The organism is Thermococcus sp., from assembly GCF_026991495.1.
Classification (GTDB): Archaea; Methanobacteriota_B; Thermococci; order Thermococcales; family Thermococcaceae; genus Thermococcus.
In genome coordinates this window covers 22,127-42,096 of record NZ_JALXBJ010000035.1, presented here as the reverse complement: position 1 = coordinate 42,096, position 19,970 = coordinate 22,127, and the positions used below count along the sequence as shown (strand labels likewise).

At 56.2% G+C, this 19,970-nt stretch carries 22 protein-coding genes; 15 read left to right on the top strand and 7 right to left on the bottom strand.

The window, feature by feature from the left end; genetic code table 11:
- Positions 1-51: 51 nt before the first annotated feature.
- Entirely contained in the window at positions 52-567 is a 516-nt protein-coding gene (gene otg, locus MVB78_RS04670; RefSeq protein ID WP_297488574.1) for a methylated-DNA--protein-cysteine methyltransferase, read from the top strand.
- The gene (locus tag MVB78_RS04665) at positions 564-1,592 is read left to right on the top strand and encodes a tetratricopeptide repeat protein (RefSeq protein ID WP_297488490.1); all 1,029 of its coding nucleotides are present in this window, start codon (positions 564-566) and stop codon (positions 1,590-1,592) included. Before otg ends, MVB78_RS04665 begins: the two co-directional genes overlap by 4 nt.
- A gap of 6 nt (positions 1,593-1,598) precedes the next feature.
- On the opposite strand, the gene MVB78_RS04660 is transcribed toward MVB78_RS04665, so the two are convergent.
- Positions 1,599-1,850: an AbrB/MazE/SpoVT family DNA-binding domain-containing protein gene (locus tag MVB78_RS04660; protein WP_297488488.1), complete on the bottom strand. Its 252-nt coding sequence runs from the start codon at positions 1,848-1,850 to the stop codon at positions 1,599-1,601.
- A gap of 41 nt (positions 1,851-1,891) precedes the next feature.
- Positions 1,892-2,101 (bottom strand): hypothetical protein, encoded by a 210-nt coding sequence (locus MVB78_RS04655; RefSeq protein ID WP_297488486.1) that lies wholly within the window; start codon positions 2,099-2,101, stop codon positions 1,892-1,894.
- 67 nt (positions 2,102-2,168) lie between these two features.
- Between MVB78_RS04655 and MVB78_RS04650 the strand changes: the two genes are divergently transcribed.
- Genes MVB78_RS04650 through MVB78_RS04640 form a run of 3 tightly spaced genes read left to right on the top strand, consistent with a single transcriptional unit; the run spans position 2,169 to position 4,161 of the window.
- Positions 2,169-2,639, top strand: a complete 471-nt coding sequence (locus MVB78_RS04650; protein ID WP_297488484.1) for a cyclic nucleotide-binding/CBS domain-containing protein — start codon at positions 2,169-2,171, stop codon at positions 2,637-2,639.
- The gene (locus tag MVB78_RS04645; RefSeq protein ID WP_297488571.1) at positions 2,639-3,793 is read left to right on the top strand and encodes a cation:proton antiporter; all 1,155 of its coding nucleotides are present in this window, start codon (positions 2,639-2,641) and stop codon (positions 3,791-3,793) included. Before MVB78_RS04650 ends, MVB78_RS04645 begins: the two co-directional genes overlap by 1 nt.
- 32 nt (positions 3,794-3,825) lie before the next feature.
- The gene (locus MVB78_RS04640; RefSeq protein ID WP_297488482.1) at positions 3,826-4,161 is read left to right on the top strand and encodes a nascent polypeptide-associated complex protein; all 336 of its coding nucleotides are present in this window, start codon (positions 3,826-3,828) and stop codon (positions 4,159-4,161) included.
- A 2-nt stretch (positions 4,162-4,163) separates the two neighbouring features.
- On the opposite strand, the gene MVB78_RS04635 is transcribed toward MVB78_RS04640, so the two are convergent.
- From MVB78_RS04635 to MVB78_RS04620, 4 genes are all read right to left on the bottom strand, one after another.
- Positions 4,164-4,529, bottom strand: a complete 366-nt coding sequence (locus MVB78_RS04635; protein ID WP_297488568.1) for a carboxymuconolactone decarboxylase family protein — start codon at positions 4,527-4,529, stop codon at positions 4,164-4,166.
- Positions 4,530-4,595: 66 nt separating this feature from the next.
- A complete protein-coding gene (locus tag MVB78_RS04630) occupies positions 4,596-6,089 on the bottom strand; it encodes a hypothetical protein (RefSeq protein ID WP_297488480.1) in 1,494 nt (497 codons plus the stop codon).
- Positions 6,090-6,125: 36 nt separating this feature from the next.
- Positions 6,126-6,839, bottom strand: coding sequence for a dihydroorotate dehydrogenase electron transfer subunit (locus MVB78_RS04625; protein ID WP_297488478.1), 714 nt, complete (start codon positions 6,837-6,839; stop codon positions 6,126-6,128).
- On the bottom strand, positions 6,805-8,049 hold the full coding sequence (locus tag MVB78_RS04620; protein ID WP_297488474.1) for a dihydroorotase: 1,245 nt from the start codon (positions 8,047-8,049) through the stop codon (positions 6,805-6,807). The genes MVB78_RS04625 and MVB78_RS04620 overlap by 35 nt, the downstream gene beginning before the upstream one ends.
- Positions 8,050-8,287: 238 nt before the next feature.
- Between MVB78_RS04620 and MVB78_RS04615 the strand changes: the two genes are divergently transcribed.
- The 8 genes from MVB78_RS04615 (at position 8,288) to MVB78_RS04580 (ending at position 17,717) form a co-directional block, all read left to right on the top strand.
- Complete coding sequence (locus MVB78_RS04615; RefSeq protein ID WP_297488471.1) at positions 8,288-10,849, top strand: ABC transporter substrate-binding protein; 2,562 nt, start codon at positions 8,288-8,290, stop codon at positions 10,847-10,849.
- Positions 10,850-11,004: 155 nt separating this feature from the next.
- A complete protein-coding gene (locus MVB78_RS04610; RefSeq protein ID WP_366940182.1) occupies positions 11,005-12,045 on the top strand; it encodes an ABC transporter permease in 1,041 nt (346 codons plus the stop codon).
- Between the two features lie 10 nt (positions 12,046-12,055).
- Entirely contained in the window at positions 12,056-13,606 is a 1,551-nt protein-coding gene (locus MVB78_RS04605) for an ABC transporter permease (RefSeq protein ID WP_297488468.1), read from the top strand.
- A gap of 10 nt (positions 13,607-13,616) precedes the next feature.
- Positions 13,617-14,576, top strand: a complete 960-nt coding sequence (locus tag MVB78_RS04600; RefSeq protein WP_297488465.1) for an ABC transporter ATP-binding protein — start codon at positions 13,617-13,619, stop codon at positions 14,574-14,576.
- A gap of 10 nt (positions 14,577-14,586) precedes the next feature.
- Positions 14,587-15,594 carry an ABC transporter ATP-binding protein gene (locus tag MVB78_RS04595; protein ID WP_297488462.1) on the top strand — a complete coding sequence of 336 codons (1,008 nt, stop codon included), beginning with the start codon at positions 14,587-14,589 and terminating at the stop codon, positions 15,592-15,594.
- Positions 15,595-15,607: 13 nt separating this feature from the next.
- Positions 15,608-16,063 (top strand): hypothetical protein, encoded by a 456-nt coding sequence (locus MVB78_RS04590; protein ID WP_297488458.1) that lies wholly within the window; start codon positions 15,608-15,610, stop codon positions 16,061-16,063.
- Between the two features lie 4 nt (positions 16,064-16,067).
- Entirely contained in the window at positions 16,068-16,832 is a 765-nt protein-coding gene (locus MVB78_RS04585) for an NAD+ synthase (RefSeq protein WP_297488455.1), read from the top strand.
- 9 nt (positions 16,833-16,841) lie between these two features.
- Entirely contained in the window at positions 16,842-17,717 is an 876-nt protein-coding gene (locus tag MVB78_RS04580; protein ID WP_297488453.1) for an EamA family transporter, read from the top strand.
- Here MVB78_RS04580 and glnA read toward each other — a convergent pair.
- The gene (glnA, locus tag MVB78_RS04575; RefSeq protein ID WP_297488563.1) at positions 17,714-19,039 is read right to left on the bottom strand and encodes a type I glutamate--ammonia ligase; all 1,326 of its coding nucleotides are present in this window, start codon (positions 19,037-19,039) and stop codon (positions 17,714-17,716) included. The two genes, MVB78_RS04580 and glnA, sit on opposite strands and share 4 nt — an antisense overlap.
- 218 nt (positions 19,040-19,257) lie before the next feature.
- On the opposite strand from glnA, the gene MVB78_RS04570 reads away from it, so the two are divergent.
- Positions 19,258-19,665 (top strand): DUF61 family protein, encoded by a 408-nt coding sequence (locus MVB78_RS04570; protein WP_297488450.1) that lies wholly within the window; start codon positions 19,258-19,260, stop codon positions 19,663-19,665.
- A 5-nt stretch (positions 19,666-19,670) separates the two neighbouring features.
- Positions 19,671-19,955, top strand: coding sequence for a hypothetical protein (locus tag MVB78_RS04565; protein ID WP_297488447.1), 285 nt, complete (start codon positions 19,671-19,673; stop codon positions 19,953-19,955).
- Positions 19,956-19,970 lie beyond the last annotated feature (15 nt).

Here is a 19,970-nt window from a genome sequence, read left to right as displayed (position 1 = left end):
TTAAATCCTTTCACGTCACCGATGCCGGGAGCGGGCTCAAGGGGGATGGTGATGTTAGGCGTCGAGAGGTTTCAGGTTGGGAGGAGGGTTCTCTGGATAGGTGTCATCTCCGCGGGCAGGGTTCAGGGGATCGCCTTTGCCTTCGACAGAAGAACCCTCTTAGGGAGGATCAAGCGGGTTGCGGCTTTCCTCGGGAGGAGGGGAGTGAAGGTTTCCCTCGATGTGGAGCCCAGTGAGTACCCTGAGATGGTCTACCGCGTCTTAATCGGAGGGCTTGACAACCGTGAGCTCCTCGGGGAGCTTTCCTTTGAAGGTCTTACGCCCTTCGAAAGGAGGGTTTACGAATGGCTCACGAAAAACGTTAAAAGAGGTTCCGTCATAACATATGGTGCGCTTGCAAGGGCCCTCGGAACCTCCCCGCGGGCCGTGGGCGGTGCGATGAGGAGGAATCCCTACCCGATAGTGGTGCCCTGCCACAGGGTTGTCTCGAAGGGGGGCATCGGCTACTACAGCTCGGGAGTCGATGAAAAGGCCTTCCTGCTCGAAATCGAGGGGGTGGAGTTATGAACAAACTAAAGGCGTACATCATCGGTCTGATCATTGTTCTGCTCGCCATAGCGGCCGGCATAGTGTGGTACGGTGGCTGGAGGCTCCTTCTCCAGGTCGTCCTCGGGATAGGTTTCATAACCCTGACGCTCGGCCTTCTGTTCTTCACGGCTCTAACTCTCTACGCCGAGAGCTGGAAGTACGGGGCCATGCTCTCAGTCCTGAGCGCAGTAAGCGCCTACGGCACGTACCTCGTGATAATCTGGCGGCACCTCTGGGTTGTCTGGGCGATCGTGGCGTTTTTCGTCCTCTTCCTTGCCTTTGGGGTCTGGTACGTCAGCGAGCCAGACCTCGGTCTCGTTGACCGCTTCCGCTCTGCCCAGACGCTGGAGCGGATGGGCAAGTACAGACAGGCTGCTAAAAAGTACGAGAAGGCCGGGAACTACATGAAGGCCGCTGAGATGTACGAGAAGCTCGGCTGGATGGAGAGCGCCGCATGGGCCTACGAAAAGGCCGAGAAGTACGAGAAAGCTGCTGAAATCTACGAGCAACTGTACGAGAAGGAGAAGGACACCTACTACCTCAAGGAGGCCCACGAGTACTGGAAGAAAGCCGGAAACATGGAGAAGGCAGCTAAAGCCCTTGAGCGCTACGCCGAGGAGGAGCCCTGGTTCTGGGAGGACGTTGCAAAGCTCTATGAAGAGTTGGGAAACGAGGAGAAAGCTAAAGAAGCCTGGGAGAAAGCGTTAGAGTACTACAAAAAGGAAGCCGAGGAGGAGGGCGTGTTTTACGAGGACGTCGGCAACATCGCTCGTAAGCTCGGCATGGAAGAGCTCGCGAGGGAAGCTTACGGGAAGTTCCTCGAATACTGCCTGAAGGAAGCTCAAGAAGACCCGATGTGGTGGAAGCACGTTGCTGAGGCCTACGAGTACCTCGGCGAGAAGGAGAAGGCAGAAGAGGCGAGGAAGAAGTACGAGGAGTACAGACAGAGGATCATGAAGTCTAACGAGGAGACCTCGAACTTCCCCGAGGAGAAAGGGGAGTGAGCTAATTTATTTCACTTGTGGCTCTTTAAAAAGGAGCTCTTCGGTTTCTTCTTCAACTATCCTGTCCATCTCCTCGGCGGTTAGGTTCTCGCCCTTGAAGATGCCCCAGTACTTTTCTATCTTCTTCCTTACTGGAACGAGAACTATCTCTCCGTTTCTCTCCTCGATGTAGAATTCCCTGGAGCGAAGCTTCTTTCTGATGCTGGCGGGGAGGTAGAGCCTGCCGTTATCGTCGAGTCTTGCAACTTCAACCGTCATGGCAGTTTATTGGAAAATATATTTTTTGGTACTTTGATTCCTCAATATAAACCCCCTCTTTCCTCCTCTTCTTTAAGCTCTTCCTCCAGCTCCCGCTCCTTTCTTTCGGCCTCCCTTCCTATGTAACTTGAGATGCCCCACAGGAGCAGCGCCAGGGCTATGAGGGCTCCCAGCCCTTCAAGAAAGCGCCAAGTGGTTGGAGTACTGACTCCCCCGGGTGCCGGTACCGGGATCGGCATTTTCCACCCCATGGGAAATCTGGTGCTCTCCTTAAAAGGTTTTAAACATCGAGGAAATTAACTATACGGAGGTGGTGTCTTGCCCGCCGGTGAGGAGGAGAAGCCCAAGCTCAACATCGCCAAGCTCTCGAAGATGCCTCTGAGGCTTGTGATGGACGAGAAGTTCCTCAAGCTCTCCCCGGACGACAGGATAGAAGACCTGATAAAGGGAATTGAGCACAGAACCTGTGCGGTCGTTGCTGACGAGGCCGGAAGGTTGCTCGGCTTCATATCCGTGGACGAGATAATAAACCTCATCGTTCCGCCAACGGATTACGTCCTCGTCGGGATAGACGCCCTCAAGGAAGCGCACTTCGACTGGAACAGGCCTGTGAGGGAGATAATGAACCCGAAGCCGATAACCCTCTCCCCCAACGATCCCCTCGGCTACGCCTTAGGGATGATGCTCGAAACTGGCGTGAGGCAGTTCCCGGTCGTGGAGGGGAAGAAGGTCGTTGGAACCTTCTCCGCCCAAAGCGTCATAAGGCTCCTGAGGGTCTTCGCGCGGTGATGGCAGTGGAGCCCGAGCTGATCCTTTACATAGCCGCCATGCTTACGGTTGCGGAGGTCTTCGGCTGGGTGTTCGCGAGGATAAACCAGCCGGTCGTCTTAGGTCAGATAGTAGGTGGTATCCTCCTCGGCCTGGCGATGCCGCCCACGGAAGAAGTTAAGGACATCTCCATGATAGGGGTTCTCCTCCTCCTCTTCATGGCCGGCCTTGAGAGCAGCGTTGAGGAGCTCAGGGAAGCGGGTAAGGCGGGCGTGTCCGTGGCCGGGGTGGGAGTTCTCGTCGCTTTTCTGATGGGCTTCGGCATCGCCTACCCCTTCAAGGGCTTCCAGGAGGCGCTCCTCTACGGCGCCCTGACGACGCCAACCAGCGTCAGCCTAACTGTCAGGGTGCTGATGGAGCTCGACGCTCTCAAAACCGTTGAGGGGAACACCATACTGACGGCGGCCATAGTCGACGATATCCTCGGCATAATCGTGCTCACTATAGTCATCTCCTCCCTCGGCTCTGGAGGGGTTAGTATCCTCAGCGTATCCCTCATCCTGCTCCTCGTGGGGGTTTTCCTCGCGGTCATGGTCTACGCGGTTCCCCCCCTCATGGACTACTTCCTCAGGCGGGTCGTGAGGCTCGGCTTCGCTGACTCCACGGTAACGCTTTCGATGGCGGCCCTCTTTGCCTTCGCCTACCTCGCGGAGCACATGAACCTCGCCTCCATCCTCGGCTCCTACCTCTTCGGCCTTGCCCTCAGCGAGACGGAGTTCAGGAAGCCCATATTTGACCACACGAGGGTTATAGCCCATTCCCTCTTCGTGCCGCTCTTCTTCGTGGACGTGGGGATGAACATCCCCCTCAGGGGCCTCTCCTCAGCGGGCGTCTTCGCGCTGCTCTTCAGTTTGGTGGCTATCCTCAGCAAGGTGATAGGCTGCTCCCTCGGTGCCCTCTTGGGCGGTCTCGGGAGGGGGGCATCACTCAGGATAGGCGTCGGGATGATACCGAGGATGGGAGTTGAGTTGGCAATGCTCGCGATAGCCCTCAAAGAGGGCATAGTGGGCCCAGACGCCTACCTGGTCGTGGTGACGATGATATTCCTGAGCACGCTCGTCACGCCCACCCTCCTGAAAGCTGCCTTCAGAAGCGGACGGTCTCAACATTTTTAAAACCTGAGGAGAACCACCTCCGGTGGCAGGCGATGATGGGGATGAACCCGAGGCAGATGAAGAAGCTCATGCGTCAGATGGGCATAAAGATGGAGGAGCTTGAGGGCGTGAGCGAGGTGGTAATCAGGCTCCCTGACAGGGAAGTGATAATTCGGGATCCTACCGTAACAATAATGACAGTCCAGGGGGAGAAGACCTATCAGATCGTTCCGGGCTCGGAGGAAGTTAAGCCCATCCTGAGGATCTCGGAGGAGGATGTGGAGCTCGTCATGGAGCAGGCAGGGGTCGATAGGGAAACTGCGAAAAAAGCCCTGGAGGAGTCAGGAGGCGACCTCGCAGAGGCCATACTGAAGCTCACGGAGGGCTGAAACTACAGCCCCCCGTGCTCCTCCTCGAAGGCGTTTATGGCCTTGACGAGGGGTATGAGATGCATCAGAGCCGGTCCCCCGGCCATTAAGACCGCGACGAGGCCCGCCTCCACGAGCTCCGGGGGCTTTGCGCCCGCCTCAAGGGCCTTCCTCGTGTGGAGGTAGATGCACCATTCACAGCCCGCCGCTATCCCAAGGGCGAGTGCAATGAGCTCCTTCTCCCTCGTCGTGAGCGCTTTGTTGTCGAGGGTCTCGCGCAGGAACCTTGAGAAGGCCGCTATCTCCTTTGGGTGCTCCTTCCCGAGCTTTTCGAGGAGCTCCTCTATCTCCCTAAGCTTGACCTCAACTCCTTCCGAATCCACACGCATCACCGTCTAATGATGAGATGGCGGGTTTAAAGGCCTTTTTTGAACCAAAGTATGGCAACCATAGGTTCAGGCGGTTGATTTCATCTGGATTATCCCTGATATCGCGTCTATGAGGGCCGCGATTATGTTGTCGTGCTTTCCGCCTTCCACCCCGTAGATTCCTTTAAGGACTTCCTCAAGGCCCTTTAATGTCTCGACGTCCATCTCAAGCAGTCTCTCCGCCTCCCTCGCGAGGTACCTCAGGGTTACGCCCCTCGTTGAGGGCTCCTCCAAGAGGTCTTTCACCACGAGCATTATCGCCTTTGAGAACTCCGGTGTCGGCATGCGCTTCCAGAGGGAGCTTATAAGCTCAAGGGCCCCCTCCGCGTCCCTCTTCTTCTTCGACTTAAGGAGCACGTCCAAGAGGGACGTGAAGAACTGGGATGTCCCCGGGTAGAGTGTGTATATATCCGCCATGGTCTCAGCTGCTGTTTTCTGCATCCAGGGATTGTTGCTCTTCAGGAACTCCCCTAAGGCCGGGAGAACACTGTAGGCATCGGAGGGGGTCAGGTGGGTCGTGAGCCTCGACACCACCCAGAGGGCGTCCGCCCTCCTCATCGGATCCTCTGAGCTGAGCATGTCGAGGATCTTTGAAAGAACCACCTGGTCTATCTTGGCGAGCTCTACTACAACTTCCGTCTTCCCTGCATCGAGAAGTCTTTCAACGTCCTCTGGCCCGTATTCGCTTATTTCAAGCTTTTTCTTCAGTTCTTCCTTTGTAATGACTTCCTCCCCTGTTTCCTCTACCTTTTCCAGCTTCTCCCTGATGAGGTTTGCCATAGCGGCGAGCTTAACGTCCCCGGAGACGCTCTGGCTCTTTTTGAGTACTTTAATGCGGCTCCTCTTCGTCAGGAGGTGGGCCTTCGAGAGCAGCCTGTCAATGGACATAAGCGCCCTTTCCCTGATGTACGGGTCCGGGTGTTCTATCAAATCGGCCATCTTGTCGGCGATCTCGTTGAAAAGGGCCCTGTCCTCGGTTTGATAAGCCATCTCCGTTAGAGTCGCTATCGCGGCACTCTGGACTTCCCTGTCCTTTGAGGAGCGGACAATGTTGAAGAGCCACCCTATGATCCTCCTCGCGATCTTAACCGCAACGGAGCCAAGCTTTCCAAGTCCCTCCGCCGCATATTCGCTCAGTATCGGCATGCCCCTCTTAACGACGTCCATCAGGGCCTGCGTTACCATCTCGTACTCATCGTCGCTCAGCTCGCCTCGCGCGAGGAGCTCGTTCAGAACCTCTATGGCCTTCAGCGCGACCTTTTCCTCATCCCCGGTCAGCTCTATAACCCTTTTCAGGACTTGGCCAACCCTCTCCGGCGGCAGGTTGCCGGCCTTTATTAGGTCTTTTATGACCTGAAGTGCGTTGGCCCTGACCTGGGGGTCCTTGTCCTCCAAGAGCTCCACAACGACATGGAACGCATCGTCATACAATGCTGCGAGCTTTGTGACTTCCTTTACCTTCCATTTCAGAAGGTCTTCCCTGATACCCTCCTTCTCCACGACTATCTCCCCGACGCCCATGGCTCTCCCCGGGATCTTTATTCCGCGTTCCCCGATTTAAACGTTGGGTTTGTAAACCTCTTCCAGTGTCCTCCCATCGAACACCGGGCCGTCTCGGCAGACCAGGTACCTTCCGAGGGCGCAACTCCCGCAGATGCCTATCCCGCACTTCATATAGCGCTCCATGGAAGCCTGAACGTTTCTGTACCTCATTATCTTGAGAACCTCGATTATCATCCCCTCGGGGCCGCACGTGTAGACCTGGTCAAAGTCGGCCGCCGTCTCCCTGAGGACGTCGGTGGGGTAGCCCATCCTTCCGGCGGAGCCGTCCTCCGTCGTGAGTATCACCTCTCCGACGTAGTCCCCGATGTCCCACAGGGCCAGCTCTTCCCTCCTCCTCGCCCCGTATATAAGCGTTACCTCCTCGAACTTCCTCCCCCAGAGTCTGGCGAGCGCACGGAGTGGAGGTATCCCGATGCCGCCGGCCACGAGGGCCACCCTCTTCCCTTTAGCCCTAAAGCCTTTCCCATAGGGCCCCCTAATCCATACCCTGTCGCCCTCCCCGAGCTCAAAAAGCCTCGACGTGAAGGGCCCCCTCCTCTTCACCATAAGCGCGTCCTCCCCAGCTAAGCTGAAGGGCTTCTCACCGACCCCGGGAATCCAGAGCATCAGGAACTGGCCCGGCGTGAAATCGAGCCTCTCCGCTAGTCTGAAGACCCGGACGTTGTCCGCGACGTCAAAGGTCTCCCTTATGTCCACCGCCCTCAACATCGAGCCTCACCCCCACGGCTTTCGATACGATCTCATCGTCCTCCATAACGACCTCCCCCCGGATGACCGTCCTACTTACCTTTCCCCTGAGCCTCCTGCCTTCCCATGGGCTCCAGCGGGCCTTTGAGTAGAAGTCCTCGGGCTTCACAACCCACTCCCTCCCAATGTCCACGACCGTGAAGTCCGCCCACGCCCCTGGTCTCAGACCCACCCCAGCTATCCCGAAGAACCTCACGGGGTTTGAGTGCATCTTCTCAACTATGTCTCCAAGTTCCATCAGGCCCCTGTTGACGGCGTCCAGGAGCAGTGCCACCTCGGTCTCAAGCCCCGGTATGCCGGCGGCCCCAGCGGCCTTGTCTTCGATCGTGTGCGGGGCGTGGTCGCTCGCTATTATAGGTATCCTCGGTAGGTTTTTCCATAGGACCCTTCTATCAGCCTCTGGCCGAAGGGGAGGGTAGACCTTGAGCATGGGGTTTCTCCTGTAGTCTTTCTTCGTAAGGAGGAGGTGGTGGGGTGTGACCTCGAAGCTCAGCCGTGGTAATCTTGAGTTCACGAGCTCCCTCAGCGCCTCCCCGGTTGAGATGTGGCAGATGTTAATTGGCTTTTTCAGCCTCCGGGCGGCGTTTAAAGCCCTCCTAACGGCCTTGACCTCGGCCTCGGGCGGCCTCGTTGGGTCGGCCTTTAAGATGTCGGCGTCCTCGGCGTGCACGCTTACCGCTCCAGGGGAGCAGGAGTAGTCCTCCTCAAAGTTCTCCGAGTACAGACCGCCCGTTGATGGTGCCATGAAGATTTTGTAAAAATCCGCTCCAGCTTTCATGGCCTCGCTGCAGTTGCCTGCTACTAAAAACCCGAGGGCGTAGTTCGAGTAGGCCCTTCCGGTGAAGGAGCGGAGCCTCTTCCTGAATGTTTTCCCATCGTCTACCGGCGGCCTGGTGTTGGGCATGTCGAAAACTGCCGTTAAGCCGCCGTGAACTGCCGCCATAGTGCCGCTTTCCACGGTCTCTTTTTTCCGCTCTTCGAAGTCCCTGAGGTGGACGTGGGTATCTATGAGGCCCGGCAGAAGGATTTCCTTCCTTCTGAGCCTGACGGTTCTCTCCCCTTTAAGCGAACCCGTCGATATGGCGCTTATTTTCTTTTCATCAACGGCAATGCCCCCCTTGATGAGCTTTCCAAAGTAGAAAAACCGCCCTTCAATCACGAGCTCGTGCATGGGTGCCCGCCCGGTGTTGACATCGATTCATTTTAAGACTTTTGCTTGGCGTTTTAAATAGTAAGCCTTAAATATGGCTCGTGTGTATAGATTCATGCCATTATACGGTGTATGTGGCAACGTTGCCAAAACCTGAAGGAGGCAGTAAGGTATGAATCGGAAAGCCCTAAGCCTGTTCGTCATGGGCTTGATGTTGTTTAGTGTATTTTTTGTTGCAAAGCCAGCCAGTGCTGCAGAAGTGCCTGGGAACACCCTTAAGATCGTTCAGCTCGCCGCCCAGGGCAGCCTCTTCATGGGTGTCTTCAATCCGTCACCAAGTGGGATGACGGACGTTTATACCCTCCGCGTTTGGTACTTCCTCAATGATCCAGCGGTGACAATGGGACCCGACGCCCAGTACCACAACTACCGCTGCCAGCTCGTTGGCATAAAGTACAACGTCCAGGTTCCTGACGATGCCATAATCTGGAACGGAACCCAGAAGAAGTGGATAGCCCCCGATGCGGGCAAGACCGCCAAGAGCGCCGTCACCTGGAAGTGCGGCCTTGGAACCTGGGTCGACGGCCAGCCGATAACCCTCGCCGACTACCTCTTCGACTACGCCATGACCTGGGAGTGGAGCTACCAGGACGGCAAGAACGACAAGTACTACAGCACTACCTACGCCAACAACTACCAGGGCACCCTCCAGCTCGTCATGGGCCTCAAGGTGGACAAGGTCACAAACGACTACATTGAGTACACCATCTACCAGGACTTCGTCGTCCCCTACGACATGTGGAGCACCGCCATCGGCAACTTAATGGAGAAGCCGTCCTTCCCGTGGGAGCTCTACAACGTTATGAGCGAGATGGTCGCAAAAGGCGTTAACGGTAAGGCCTTCTCCTGGAGTACCACCCCGCAGAACGGCTACCAGCTTAACATGATCGACCCGGAGCAGGCCCAGTACTTCAAGGCGGAGGCCCAGGCGCTTATGAACAACCCGATTCCGGTCTGGCTCAGCAGCAACCTCGGAGAATGGCTCCAGAAGTGGGGCGTAAGTGAGTCCCAGGCTGGAATAACCACCGACCTCGCCAAGGCCGGCTACCAGGGCATTATCAACTGGGTTGACAAATACAAGAACGTCCTCATCGGCGACGGCCCGTACTACGTCGCCAGCTACGACCCGAAGGCAATGAAGGTCATAATGAAGCTCGCCAACAACAAGAGGATAGGCTTCGCCACCGACAAGATCAACGGCAAGCCCCTTCCGTGGAACCCGTACTGGAAGGAGATCGACCTCTACGGCACCCTCAACAAGGACACCGCGATCCTCGCGGTTGCCAAGGGCGAGTACGACTTCTACTGGTACGCTACACCATACAGCGACATAGCGAAGGTTCTGCAGCAGTACGGCAGTAGTCTCAACCCGCTCAAGACCATTGCCGTCTGGTGGTCAGTTGACCTCAACCTCGTCGGCGACCCGACAACGGGTCTCGTCAACTCCTCAGGAGCCATCAAGTTCAACCCGATGGCCCTCAGGGGCGTGAGGTACGCCATGAACTGGCTCATCAACAGGCAGTACATCGTCAGCCAGATCCTCCAGGGTGGAGGCGCCCCGATGTTCGGGCCAGAGGTCAGCGGGCAGATCGACGCGTACACGAGGATAATGACGGTTGCAAACGCCCTCGGCTTCACACCGCAGGGTGACGAGCAGTACGCTATCAAGCTCATAGACAACGCCATGAACAGCGCCGCCCAGGCCCTCGCGGCCAAGGGCCACACCCTGAAGAAGGTGAACGGCGTCTGGAACTACGACGGTAAGCCCGTTACCATCAACCTCATCGCCCGTGTGGAGGACAGGAGGCTTGATGAAGGGCAGTACCTGGCCAGAGTTCTCCAGAAGGCCGGCTTCCAGGTCAACCTCCTCCAGAGGCAGAGGAGCCAGGCCAACAAAATCGTTTACGGTGATGATCCACACACACTCCAGTGGCACGTCTACACTGAGGGCTGGGTTGTCAGCGGAGTCCAGACCGTCGCGAGCATGGCGTGGGACTTCTGGTTCTTCGACTACTACGTCGACCCGAACTGGGCCACCAACTACCACAACCCGATGACCGTCAACGACCTCGTCCAGACCATCTCTAACGGCGACCTCAACAAGTTTATAAGCACCCTCAAACTCAAGTACTACAACACCCCGGACAAGCTTGCGAAGCTCCTCAAGTGGACTGGCTATGACCTCGCAATGGTTCTCGCCTACAACAGCTGGAAGGGACCAGGCAACACCACCGTCAGCATAGAGAACCTCAATCAGTTCTGGGACCTCTACAAGCTCGCCTACGGAACCCACATACTCAACTCACCACGTGTCTACACCGCCGAGACCTGGAACTTCTTCCTGACCAACAAGAAGATAACAGTAGGCATGCCCGACCCGATCAGCGGCCTTGGAAGCTTCCTCGCGGCCAGGTCTGTCTACCCAAGCGGCACCAGCACGGGCAGCTCAAGCTCCTCAAGCTCTTCGAGTAGCAGTACCTCTTCCTCGTCGAGCAGTACCACCTCATCCTCAAGCAGTTCGAGCTCTTCAAGCAGTAGCACTACTTCAACTTCCTCGTCTAGCAGTACTACGTCAACTTCTTCAACTTCGAGTTCTTCGAGCACGGTTTCGAGCAGTACTCCTTCGAGCAGTTCGAGCAGTAGTTCAACCCCATCAACCACTCCCTCGAGCAGTAGCAGTAAGAAGAAGAAGGGCATTTGCGGGCCGGCCGCAATAATAGGCCTCGCAGCACTCCCACTCCTCCTCAGAAGGAAGAAGTGAATCCTTTTCCCTTTTGTCTTTTCTCTTATGTACCTCTTAGCCCGGATGTATTCATTTGTACGCATGTGCTCCTTTGGGAAAACTATTTAAACTTTAACTTTCACGTAAAACTTGACCCTTGACGAGCATAGCTGGCAACGTCTGGAGGGGTTAAAATGGCAATGGGCTTCGGAAAATACGTGGCTTACAGGATTGTAAATGCTGTAATTATTTTGTTCCTCGCAGTGTTGCTGATGTCGGCCCTCTTCACCAAACTGGCCACGATTCAGTACACTGCGCAGGTTGATTCGGATGTTCAAATGTGGGTTCAAAGCTATTTCAAGGCCCACCACAGGGCCCCGACCCAGGAGCAGATCCTGAGCTACAAGGCGCAGCTGATGCACCAATATGGACTCGACAAATCCTACTGGGGAAGAACCTGGATGTACACGGTGGACACGCTACTCTTCAGATGGGGCAATTCCATCCCGCCGGTTTTTGGAACCCATAGCGTGGTTAAACAGATAGAGGGTGCGCTCGCGCGAACCATACTGCTATTCACAACTGCACAGGTGATCATAATCCTCATAGGCCTTGCCCTCGGGGTTAAAAGCGCCCAGATACCGGGGAGTCTCTTAGACAGAACGATCTCCATACTGGCAATGCTCACAACAAGCCTTCCGATGTGGTGGCTGGGAATGCTCATGATACTGCTCTTCGTAGTCTACCTCGGCTGGCTGCCAATAACCCTGTACTCGCAGGTGGCGGTTTCGGGATGGGTCAACATACTCAAGAAAATGAGCCTCCCAGTGCTGACCATAGTCACGGTCTCCTTCGGGGGCTGGTCTTGGATCATCAGGAACATAATGATAGGCACGATGCAGGAGGACTTCATAATGGTCGCCAGGGCAAAGGGTGTCCCCGAGAGGAAGGTCATCTACGGGCACGCACTCAAGGCGGCGGCTCCTCCAATAGTCACAATGATCATCTTCGCAATGTTGGGCTCAATGAACGGTGCAATAATCACGGAGATAGTTTTCAACTGGCCGGGGATGGGGCGTCTGTACTGGGAAGCACTTGGGCTTAACGCAGTGAGGACTATGATGGCGCTCAACTACATGTTCGCCTTCCTGTTCGTGTTCTCAATGGTGCTGGCAGACATACTCTACGGCTACCTTGACCCGCGCGTCAGGGTCGGTGCCGCAGCGAGGTCGTGAGGTGGTTTGAATGAGGTGGGTTGACTTCAAGGACAGCGTCAAGAGGTTCTGGAGCGAGTACAAGCACCAGACGTCGGGTATGGTGGGGCTGGCTTTGCTGATTATCCTCGTTGTCCTGGCCTTCGCGGCCCCAGTCCTCACGAGCCCAAACATCCCCAAGGAATGGCAACCTGGAGGGCATGCGTGGATTACCAACCCGAAGAACGCCCCCCCCTCATGGGAGAACTACTTCAGCAGCGTTAAGAAGGCTCCTCAAAAGGTCTTCAAGCTCGGGGATATGCAGGTGAAGCACCAGGTAAACGGCAGCCAGAATGTCTACACCATCACCTTCAATTATGATATGAGGTACAACGTTCCACCAAAAGACATAGCTATCATGGGTATCTCATCCAACGCATCCACCCCGAAGGACAACCCCAAGGTCTCCATCATGGTTCAGAGGCCGAAGGAGAAGGGGGTTAAGTACGAGAACATACTGCTTCTCCAGGACTCACCCTTTCCCAACGGCGGTTCAATACAGCTCAGCTACACCCCACAGGTCAAGACCCTGCTGTTCTACTGGCTCTACGAGAACGGCGTCTTCCACCTCCTGATGCCGCTGCAGCCCCAGCTACCACTCAACATAAGGCTACTGCAGCTCAACCAGCAGCTCCAGATGAACAACACCCTCTACGGCTACTTCCAGAGCGCTGATCCGATGAAGATACTCTTCGGCCAGATAACCGATGGCAAGGGTCACCTGCTTCCCCTTAGAAGGATCATTTACAACACGACAGGGCTAATGGGGAATTACAAGTTTACATTGCTCATAAGCGCTCCGAAGGGTGTGAGTGTTAATCTCAACAACCTTGAGGTTGTAATGGTCGGAAGAACGTATGGGCTCCTCGGGACAGATCAGTACGGAAGGCCTATAGCCATTGGACTCCTGTGGGGCATTAGAATAGCCATGGCCATAGGCCTTTCAGTTGCCATAAGCACTGTCTTAATAGGTATCCTCTACGGTGTTACGAGCGCCTACGTAGGCGGCTGGGTGGATGAGTTTCTCCAGAGGTTCAATGAGTTCATGATGACTCTCCCAGTGCTTCCGATGCTCATCCTGCTCTCGCTCTACTTCGGCGGCAAGATCTCCCTTGCCCAGCTCGTTGGGATCCTCGTCCTCTTCGGCTGGATGGGGACGGCCAAAGTAGCCAGAAGTATGGCACTGCAGATCAAGGAGCAGACCTACATTGAAGCCGCCAGATCCCTCGGTGCTGGGACAGGTAGGATAGTCTTCAAGCACATCGTCCCGCAGCTCCTCCCGTACGCCTTCGCCAACATAGCCCTCAGCGTTCCCGGGGCAATACTCAGCGAAGCTGGACTGAGCTTCCTCGGCCTCACCAACCCGAACATGATAAGCTGGGGCAGGATGCTGAACGATGCCCATGCGAACGGTGCAACAATAAACGGCTACTGGTGGCAGGTTATCCCGCCCGGACTCGCAATAGCCACAGTCGGACTCATATTCGTCCTGATAGGTGTGTCCCTCGACACAGTCCTGAACCCGAGGCTCAAGCGTGCGTGAGGTGGTTTGAATGGCCAAGACAGTACTCGAGGTTAAGAACCTCAAGATGTATTACTTCACCAGCAAGGGCGTCGTCAAGGCAGTGGACGACGTCTCCTTCGACCTCAAGAAGGGAGAGGTCATGGGGCTTGCCGGCGAGAGCGGCTGCGGTAAGTCCTCCCTCGGCTTTACCCTTTTGGGCATGCCAACTCCCCCCGGCAAGATAGTGGACGGTAGCATCAAGGTGGACGGGAGGGAGATAGTCGGCCTCCCCGAGGACGTTCTCAGGAAGGAGGTAAGGTGGGAAAAGATCTCCATGATCTTTCAGGGTGCGATGAACGCCCTCAACCCTGTCTTCACAGTCGGCTACCAGATGACGGAGCCCCTCATCTACCACAAGGGCATGAAGCAGGAAGAAGCCCTCGACAGGGCGCAGAAGTACCTCGAGCTCGTGGGCCTCGACCCGGAGGTGGTCTACCGCTACCCGCATGAGCTCAGCGGGGGTATGAAGCAGCGCGTCATCATAGCAATGGCCCTCCTCATGGAGCCGAGCGTCGTCATAGCGGACGAGCCCACGACCGCCTTGGACGTTGTCGTCCAGGCCCAGATAATCAACCTCATGAAGCGTCTTAAGAAGGAGCTCGGCCTCTCAATGATATTCATCACCCATGACCTCAGCATACTCGCGGAGATAAGCGACAAGGTGGCCATAATGTACGCCGGAAAGATCGTCGAGATCGGCGACAGCGAGAAGATCTACTACGAGCCGGCACACCCGTACACTCAGAAGCTCCTCGCGGCAATACCGAGACTGCACGAGGACGTTGAGAAGCTTGAGTTCATCCCGGGACAGCCGCCTAACCTCATCAACCCGCCAAAGGGGTGCCGCTTCCATCCAAGGTGCCCCTATGCCATGGACGTCTGCAGGGAGCAGGAGCCCGAGCTTAAGGAGATTGATAAGGATCACTACGCCGCATGCTGGCTGCTGTGAGGTGTGAACGATGGCGGAGCCGATACTCAAGGTTGAAAACCTCAAGAAGTACTTCCCGCTCAAGAGGGGCCTCTTAGCGAGCCTCCGCGGCGAGCCGGAGCGCTTTGTTCACGCCGTTGATGGGGTCAACTTCGAGATATACAAGCAGCAGGTCTTCGCCCTCGTCGGCGAGAGCGGCTGTGGAAAGTCAACCACGGGCAGGCTCATAGTAAAGCTCCTTGAGCCCACGGACGGTAAGATATACCTCGAAGGACAGGACGTTACGGAGGTCAGGACAAAGGAGGAGGTGCTCGCCTACAGGAGAAAGGTTCAGATGATCTTCCAGGATCCCTTTGCTTCCCTCAACCCGCGCTTCAGAATATTCGACGTCCTCGAAGAGCCGCTCCTCATCCACGGCATCGGTGAGACCAGGGCGGAGCGCGAGGAGCTCATCTACAAGGCCCTCGAAATGGTCAAGGTCACCCCACCCGAGGACTACGTCAGCAGGTTCCCGCACATGCTCTCCGGCGGTCAGAGGCAGCGCGTTGCGATAGCGAGGGCCCTCATCCTGAACCCGACCTTCATAGTTGCCGACGAGCCTGTTTCGATGCTCGACGTCTCGATCCGTGCCGAGATCCTCGAACTCATGAAGGACCTCAAGGACAGGATGGGCGTTACCTACCTCTACATCACCCACGACCTCTCAACGGCCAGGTACTTCGCGGACTGGATAGCCGTGATGTACCTTGGAAGGATAGTGGAGATGGGCCCGGCCAAGAGGATCATCGACAACCCGCTCCATCCCTACACGAGGGCGCTCTTGGCGGCCGTTCCGGAGCCGAAGCCAGAGAGGAGGAACGTCATCAAGGAGCTTCCGATCAGGGGTGAGGTTCCGAGCGCCGTTGAGATCCCGCCCGGCTGCCGCTTCCACCCGAGGTGCATCTACGCCCAGAAGGGGCTCTGCGACGTTGAGCAGCCAAAGCTCGTTGAGTACGAGCACAACCACTGGGCCGAGTGCCACCTCGTCGGAAAATTCTGAGCGGTGGCCCCCAATGGTTTCTTTTTCCACCGTTTTTCGGTCGAGGGTTTTCCTCCTCGGCTTCTCCTTCATCCTGCTGGCCCTCCTGATGTCCGCCGTTGCCGTGTTTCACTTCACCCCGCTTGAGTACTCAAAGACCGGAACCATGAGGAGCGGCCAGTACCTGCTCGGCAACTCGACGCTCGAAGGGGCCACGGTAACCAACAGGACGCTCAAACTGAGCTCAAAAAACGCCAGCGTAGAAGTAGTCGTGAACGGACACTACACCGCCTACAACATAACGGGCAACCTTACCCTCCATCCCAATGGAAGGCCCTACGTTGACGTGCTGAGCGGATGCGTTACCTACACCTACAGGGTTAGCGCCCTTGACTACCCCTACTCCTCACTGGCTATCCCGGCTTTCGTTCTCGCGATAGTCGGCACCATATTAGCTTGGCTTGGACTTGAAAAAGCCCTGAGGGGGTGATACTTTGAGGACCCTCAACTATGGGGAAGCCTTAGAGAAGATAACGGGTTTTATCTCGCGGAAGGTTGAAGAGGCCGGCGCGGAAGGCGTTGTCGTGGGGATAAGCGGTGGAATAGACAGCGCGACGACGGCTTACTTAGCGGTGAGGGCGCTCGGGAAGGGCCGCGTCCTCGGCCTCATAATGCCTTACTACGCGAACGGAGACGTTGAAGATGCCAAGCTCGTCTGCGAGAGCCTTGGGATAGAGTGCAGGCTGATAAGCATAAAACCCATCGTCAACGCATTCGTGGAGAGCCTCGGCTTCCAGCTTGATAAAAAGGCTTTGGGCAACGTAATGGTCAGGACGAGGATGGTCCTCCTCTACGCCCACGCCAACCAGATGAACCGATTGGTTTTGGGAACGAGCAACAGGAGCGAACTGCTCACGGGCTACTTCACGAAGTGGGGCGATGGTGCGAGCGATTACGCGCCGCTTATAAACCTGTACAAAACCGAGGTCTGGGAGATGGCGAAGCTACTCGGCGTTCCGGGGAGGATAATTGAGAAGAAGCCCACTGCTGGCCTCTGGGAGGGGCAGACTGATGAGGACGAGCTCGGAATAAGCTACCGCCTGCTTGATGAGATCCTCTGGCGCCTCGTTGACCTCAAGATGCCAAGGGATAAGATCGCGGAAGAACTCGGCATAGGCGCTGAAACCGTCGAGCACGTCGAGAGGCTCGTAAAGGAAAGCGAGCACAAGAGAAGGCTTCCCCTCGGCCCCTCCTTCTGAGGTGAACCCATGAAACGCGGCTACCTTTTGGTTTTTCTCGCTGCGAGCATGTGGGGAACCCTTGGAATATTCGCCACCTACATCTACCGCTACGGCGTTGACTCCTTCACGATGGTCTTCTGGAGGGTTCTCTTCGCCCTCATGATCCTCGGCTCTTATATAGCCCTGTTCCTCCGCGAGAATCCCTTCACAAGGAGGAGGATCTCCTTCTACGCTGTCTACGGCCTCATTGGGGTCTTCGCCTTCTACACGCTCTACTTCTACACGGTCAAGATATCCTCGGTGGGCTTCGCCGTTCTCCTCGTCTACACCGCTCCAGCCTTCTCTGTGGTTCTCGGCCGGCTTGTATTTGGGGAGCCGGTGACCCTTGAGAAAGCCATCGCCCTTCTCATGGTTCTGCTCGGGGTCGTCCTCGTCGCCGGGGACGTTGACTTCAACGTCGGACTGCTCCCCCTTGCCACTGGAATAAGTACCGGCTTCGTCTACTCACTGTACGGTATCATGGCGAAGTTCGGGGTCAGGGACGAGAGACCGGAGAGGGTTCTCTTCATGACGCTGTTCTTTGGGCTGCTCTACCTGGCCCCCTTCTCGAAGTTCTCCATCCCCTCCGGCGCGGTTCCCTACCTCCTCGGGCTGGCCTTCTTCCCGACCTTTCTCGGCTACGTCCTCTACAACCACGCCCTCAGGGAAGTTGAGGTTAGCAGGGCGAGCATAGTGGCAACCGTTGAGCCAGTCGTTGCCATAGCGCTGGCTTACGTCCTCTTCGGTGAAGAGCTGACCATCCCCCAGATCCTTGGGGCGGTTCTAATAATAGGCGGCTCGGTTGTCGTGCACGTTAAGAAGGGGGAGAAACCGGAGGAAGCCTCCTTGGAGGAGGTTCATTAAACGTAAAAGTACCTCTCCAGCTCCCACTCCGTGACCTTCTTGGTGTCCGGCGGCAGTCCCCTATCAGCAATATAGCAGCTGTACTCCTCCCACTCCCTTTCCTTGTGGGCCGCGAAGTTGTGATAGGCCTTTCCGAGGCTCTCCCTCACGACCCTGTCCGCCTTGAGCTCCTCCAGGGCTTCCTCAAGGCTCCCGGGAAGCGTCTCGATGCCGAGCCTCTCCCTCTCGCCTTCGCTCATCTCGTAGACGTTGGTCTCAACGTATGCGTCAGGTTCGAGCTTCCTCTTTATGCCGTCCAAGCCGGCCATTAGGATCCCGGCGAAGGCCAGGTACGGGTTCGCGCTCGGGTCAGGACAGCGGTATTCTATCCTCGCGCCGTTGCCCCAGAAGGCCGGAACGCGTATCAGCGCGCTCCTGTTGCGGTAGCCCCAGCTGACGTAGACCGGTGCCTCGTAACCCGGGACGAGGCGCTTGTAGCTGTTGACGGTGGGGTTCGTGAGGGCCGCCAAGGCCCGCGCGTGCTTCAGGATGCCCCCTATAAAGTGGAGGGCTGTCTCGCTGATCCCGTCCTCACCCATGAAGGCGTTTTCTCCGTCCTTCCAGAGGCTTATGTGGAGGTGCATGCCGTTTCCCGGGAAGCCGTATATTGGCTTGGGCAGGAAGGTTCCGTAGAGGCCGTGCAGCTCCGCGACCGCTTTGACAACGTACTTGAAGCTGACTATGTTGTCGGCAGTTCTGAGGGCCTCGTCGTAGCGGAAGTCGATCTCGTGCTGGGCCCTTCCGACCTCGTGGTGGAGGACCTCTGGTGTTAGACCGAGGTGGGGCATGTAGAGTGCTATCTCCCTCCTTATCTCCCTTGCCCTGTCGAGTGTTACGAGGTCGAAGTAACCCCCGCTGTCCGGTATCTGGAGTTCCCAGGTACCATCTTTTTTGAACAGGTAAAACTCAGGTTCCGGCCCGATATAGGCTTTAAAGCCTTCCTTTGCCAGGGTTTCTATGGCTTTCTTCAGGACGCCCCTCGGGTCCGCGTGATACGGCTTGTCGTCCTTGTAGATATATCCGTAAACCCTCGCTATCCCCTCCCACGGAACCTCGGCGTAGGTGGATGGATCGGCCTTGAATATGAGGTCGCTGTCCTCTATGCCCTGGAAACCGGGTATGGAGGAGCCGTCGAAGGAGATGCCGTCCTCCACTGCCTCTTCGTACCGTGAGATTGGAAGCTCCATCCCCTTTGCGGCCCCGTTTATGTCCACGAAGAGCAGCTGAATAAAACGCGGTTTTCCCATCTCCTCTGCTCCCCCAATCTTCTTAATATCGTTCATCTCTTTCATCACCTATTGAACTTTTATGCAGTTAATTCGCATATTGCTGAATAAATTTATAATTTAACCTTTATGTTCTGAACTTCGTCACTCTGACGGGCGGTGAAAGCGCACCTTGGATTTTTAACATAATTTTGGTTATTTAATGGCGATTATCTTGGGTATTTTAACATAGACATGCAAACCAACGTTTTTCAACCCGAGCTCGAACTGTCTATATGACATCCGTGGACAGGATAATTCAGCACGAGATAGGGCGGATAAACATTCACCTGCCTAAGAGGAGGATTCCCCTAAGTTCTCTCCTCAATCAGCGGGAGCCGGGCGTCGTGCTCAGGGACGGCGAGGTTCACGGTTTTAAGCGGAGTGAGCTTGAGTTCATAGCCTCACTCGTTGACGAGGAGGAGATGGACTCCCTGCTGCTCCCGATAATACTCGAGATAGGGCCCCTCGACAAGGCCCACTTCAGAGTTAGGGGCAGGGTTGCTGTTAAGGTCGTGGACAAAATCCTCAACACCTACGATCCCCTCGACGAGAGAGTTGAGAAGCTCTACCCAAGGTACCTGCTCCCCAAGCTCCGGAGGGCCCTCCCCACTACAACAACTTACGCATTCATCCCGGAGTGAGGCCTATGAAAGAGGGGAAGGTGCTCCTGAAGTACTACGCCTTTACCGTGCCCAACATCTCCATACTGGCCGGCTCCATACTCGGCGTCCTCTTCGTGCTTGGTGTAAAGGTGGAACTTGCCCTCAGCCTTTTCGCGCTCCTCTACGGCATCATGCTCCTCATAATTCACGTCATCGTTTACCCCCAGTTCCGGCGAGAACTTCTCTACAGGCTTGGTCTCTTGGGCTCCACGCTCCTCACTGGAATCGGGGCCTTTCTCCTCCTGAAGACTCTCCGCGGGTTTTTCTAATCTCGAAACTTTTTT

Excerpts from the sequence above, each read along its gene's own strand:
- otg (WP_297488574.1), top strand. The coding sequence starts at position 52 with ATGTTAGGCGTCGAGAGGTTTCAGGTTGGGAGGAGGGTTCTCTGGATA.
- MVB78_RS04600 (WP_297488465.1), top strand. The coding sequence starts at position 13,617 with ATGGCCAAGACAGTACTCGAGGTTAAGAACCTCAAGATGTATTACTTC.
- MVB78_RS04660 (WP_297488488.1), bottom strand. The coding sequence starts at position 1,850 with ATGACGGTTGAAGTTGCAAGACTCGACGATAACGGCAGGCTCTACCTC.
- MVB78_RS04640 (WP_297488482.1), top strand. The coding sequence starts at position 3,826 with ATGATGGGGATGAACCCGAGGCAGATGAAGAAGCTCATGCGTCAGATG.
- glnA (WP_297488563.1), bottom strand. The coding sequence starts at position 19,039 with ATGAACGATATTAAGAAGATTGGGGGAGCAGAGGAGATGGGAAAACCG.
- MVB78_RS04620 (WP_297488474.1), bottom strand. The coding sequence starts at position 8,049 with ATGCACGAGCTCGTGATTGAAGGGCGGTTTTTCTACTTTGGAAAGCTC.
- MVB78_RS04625 (WP_297488478.1), bottom strand. The coding sequence starts at position 6,839 with ATGTTGAGGGCGGTGGACATAAGGGAGACCTTTGACGTCGCGGACAAC.
- MVB78_RS04635 (WP_297488568.1), bottom strand. The coding sequence starts at position 4,529 with ATGCGTGTGGATTCGGAAGGAGTTGAGGTCAAGCTTAGGGAGATAGAG.
- MVB78_RS04610 (WP_366940182.1), top strand. The coding sequence starts at position 11,005 with ATGGCAATGGGCTTCGGAAAATACGTGGCTTACAGGATTGTAAATGCT.
- MVB78_RS04655 (WP_297488486.1), bottom strand. The coding sequence starts at position 2,101 with ATGGGGTGGAAAATGCCGATCCCGGTACCGGCACCCGGGGGAGTCAGT.
- MVB78_RS04605 (WP_297488468.1), top strand. The coding sequence starts at position 12,056 with ATGAGGTGGGTTGACTTCAAGGACAGCGTCAAGAGGTTCTGGAGCGAG.
- MVB78_RS04595 (WP_297488462.1), top strand. The coding sequence starts at position 14,587 with ATGGCGGAGCCGATACTCAAGGTTGAAAACCTCAAGAAGTACTTCCCG.
- MVB78_RS04565 (WP_297488447.1), top strand. The coding sequence starts at position 19,671 with ATGAAAGAGGGGAAGGTGCTCCTGAAGTACTACGCCTTTACCGTGCCC.
- MVB78_RS04630 (WP_297488480.1), bottom strand. The coding sequence starts at position 6,089 with ATGGGCGTCGGGGAGATAGTCGTGGAGAAGGAGGGTATCAGGGAAGAC.
- MVB78_RS04590 (WP_297488458.1), top strand. The coding sequence starts at position 15,608 with ATGGTTTCTTTTTCCACCGTTTTTCGGTCGAGGGTTTTCCTCCTCGGC.
- MVB78_RS04570 (WP_297488450.1), top strand. The coding sequence starts at position 19,258 with ATGACATCCGTGGACAGGATAATTCAGCACGAGATAGGGCGGATAAAC.
- MVB78_RS04665 (WP_297488490.1), top strand. The coding sequence starts at position 564 with ATGAACAAACTAAAGGCGTACATCATCGGTCTGATCATTGTTCTGCTC.
- MVB78_RS04645 (WP_297488571.1), top strand. The coding sequence starts at position 2,639 with ATGGCAGTGGAGCCCGAGCTGATCCTTTACATAGCCGCCATGCTTACG.
- MVB78_RS04580 (WP_297488453.1), top strand. The coding sequence starts at position 16,842 with ATGAAACGCGGCTACCTTTTGGTTTTTCTCGCTGCGAGCATGTGGGGA.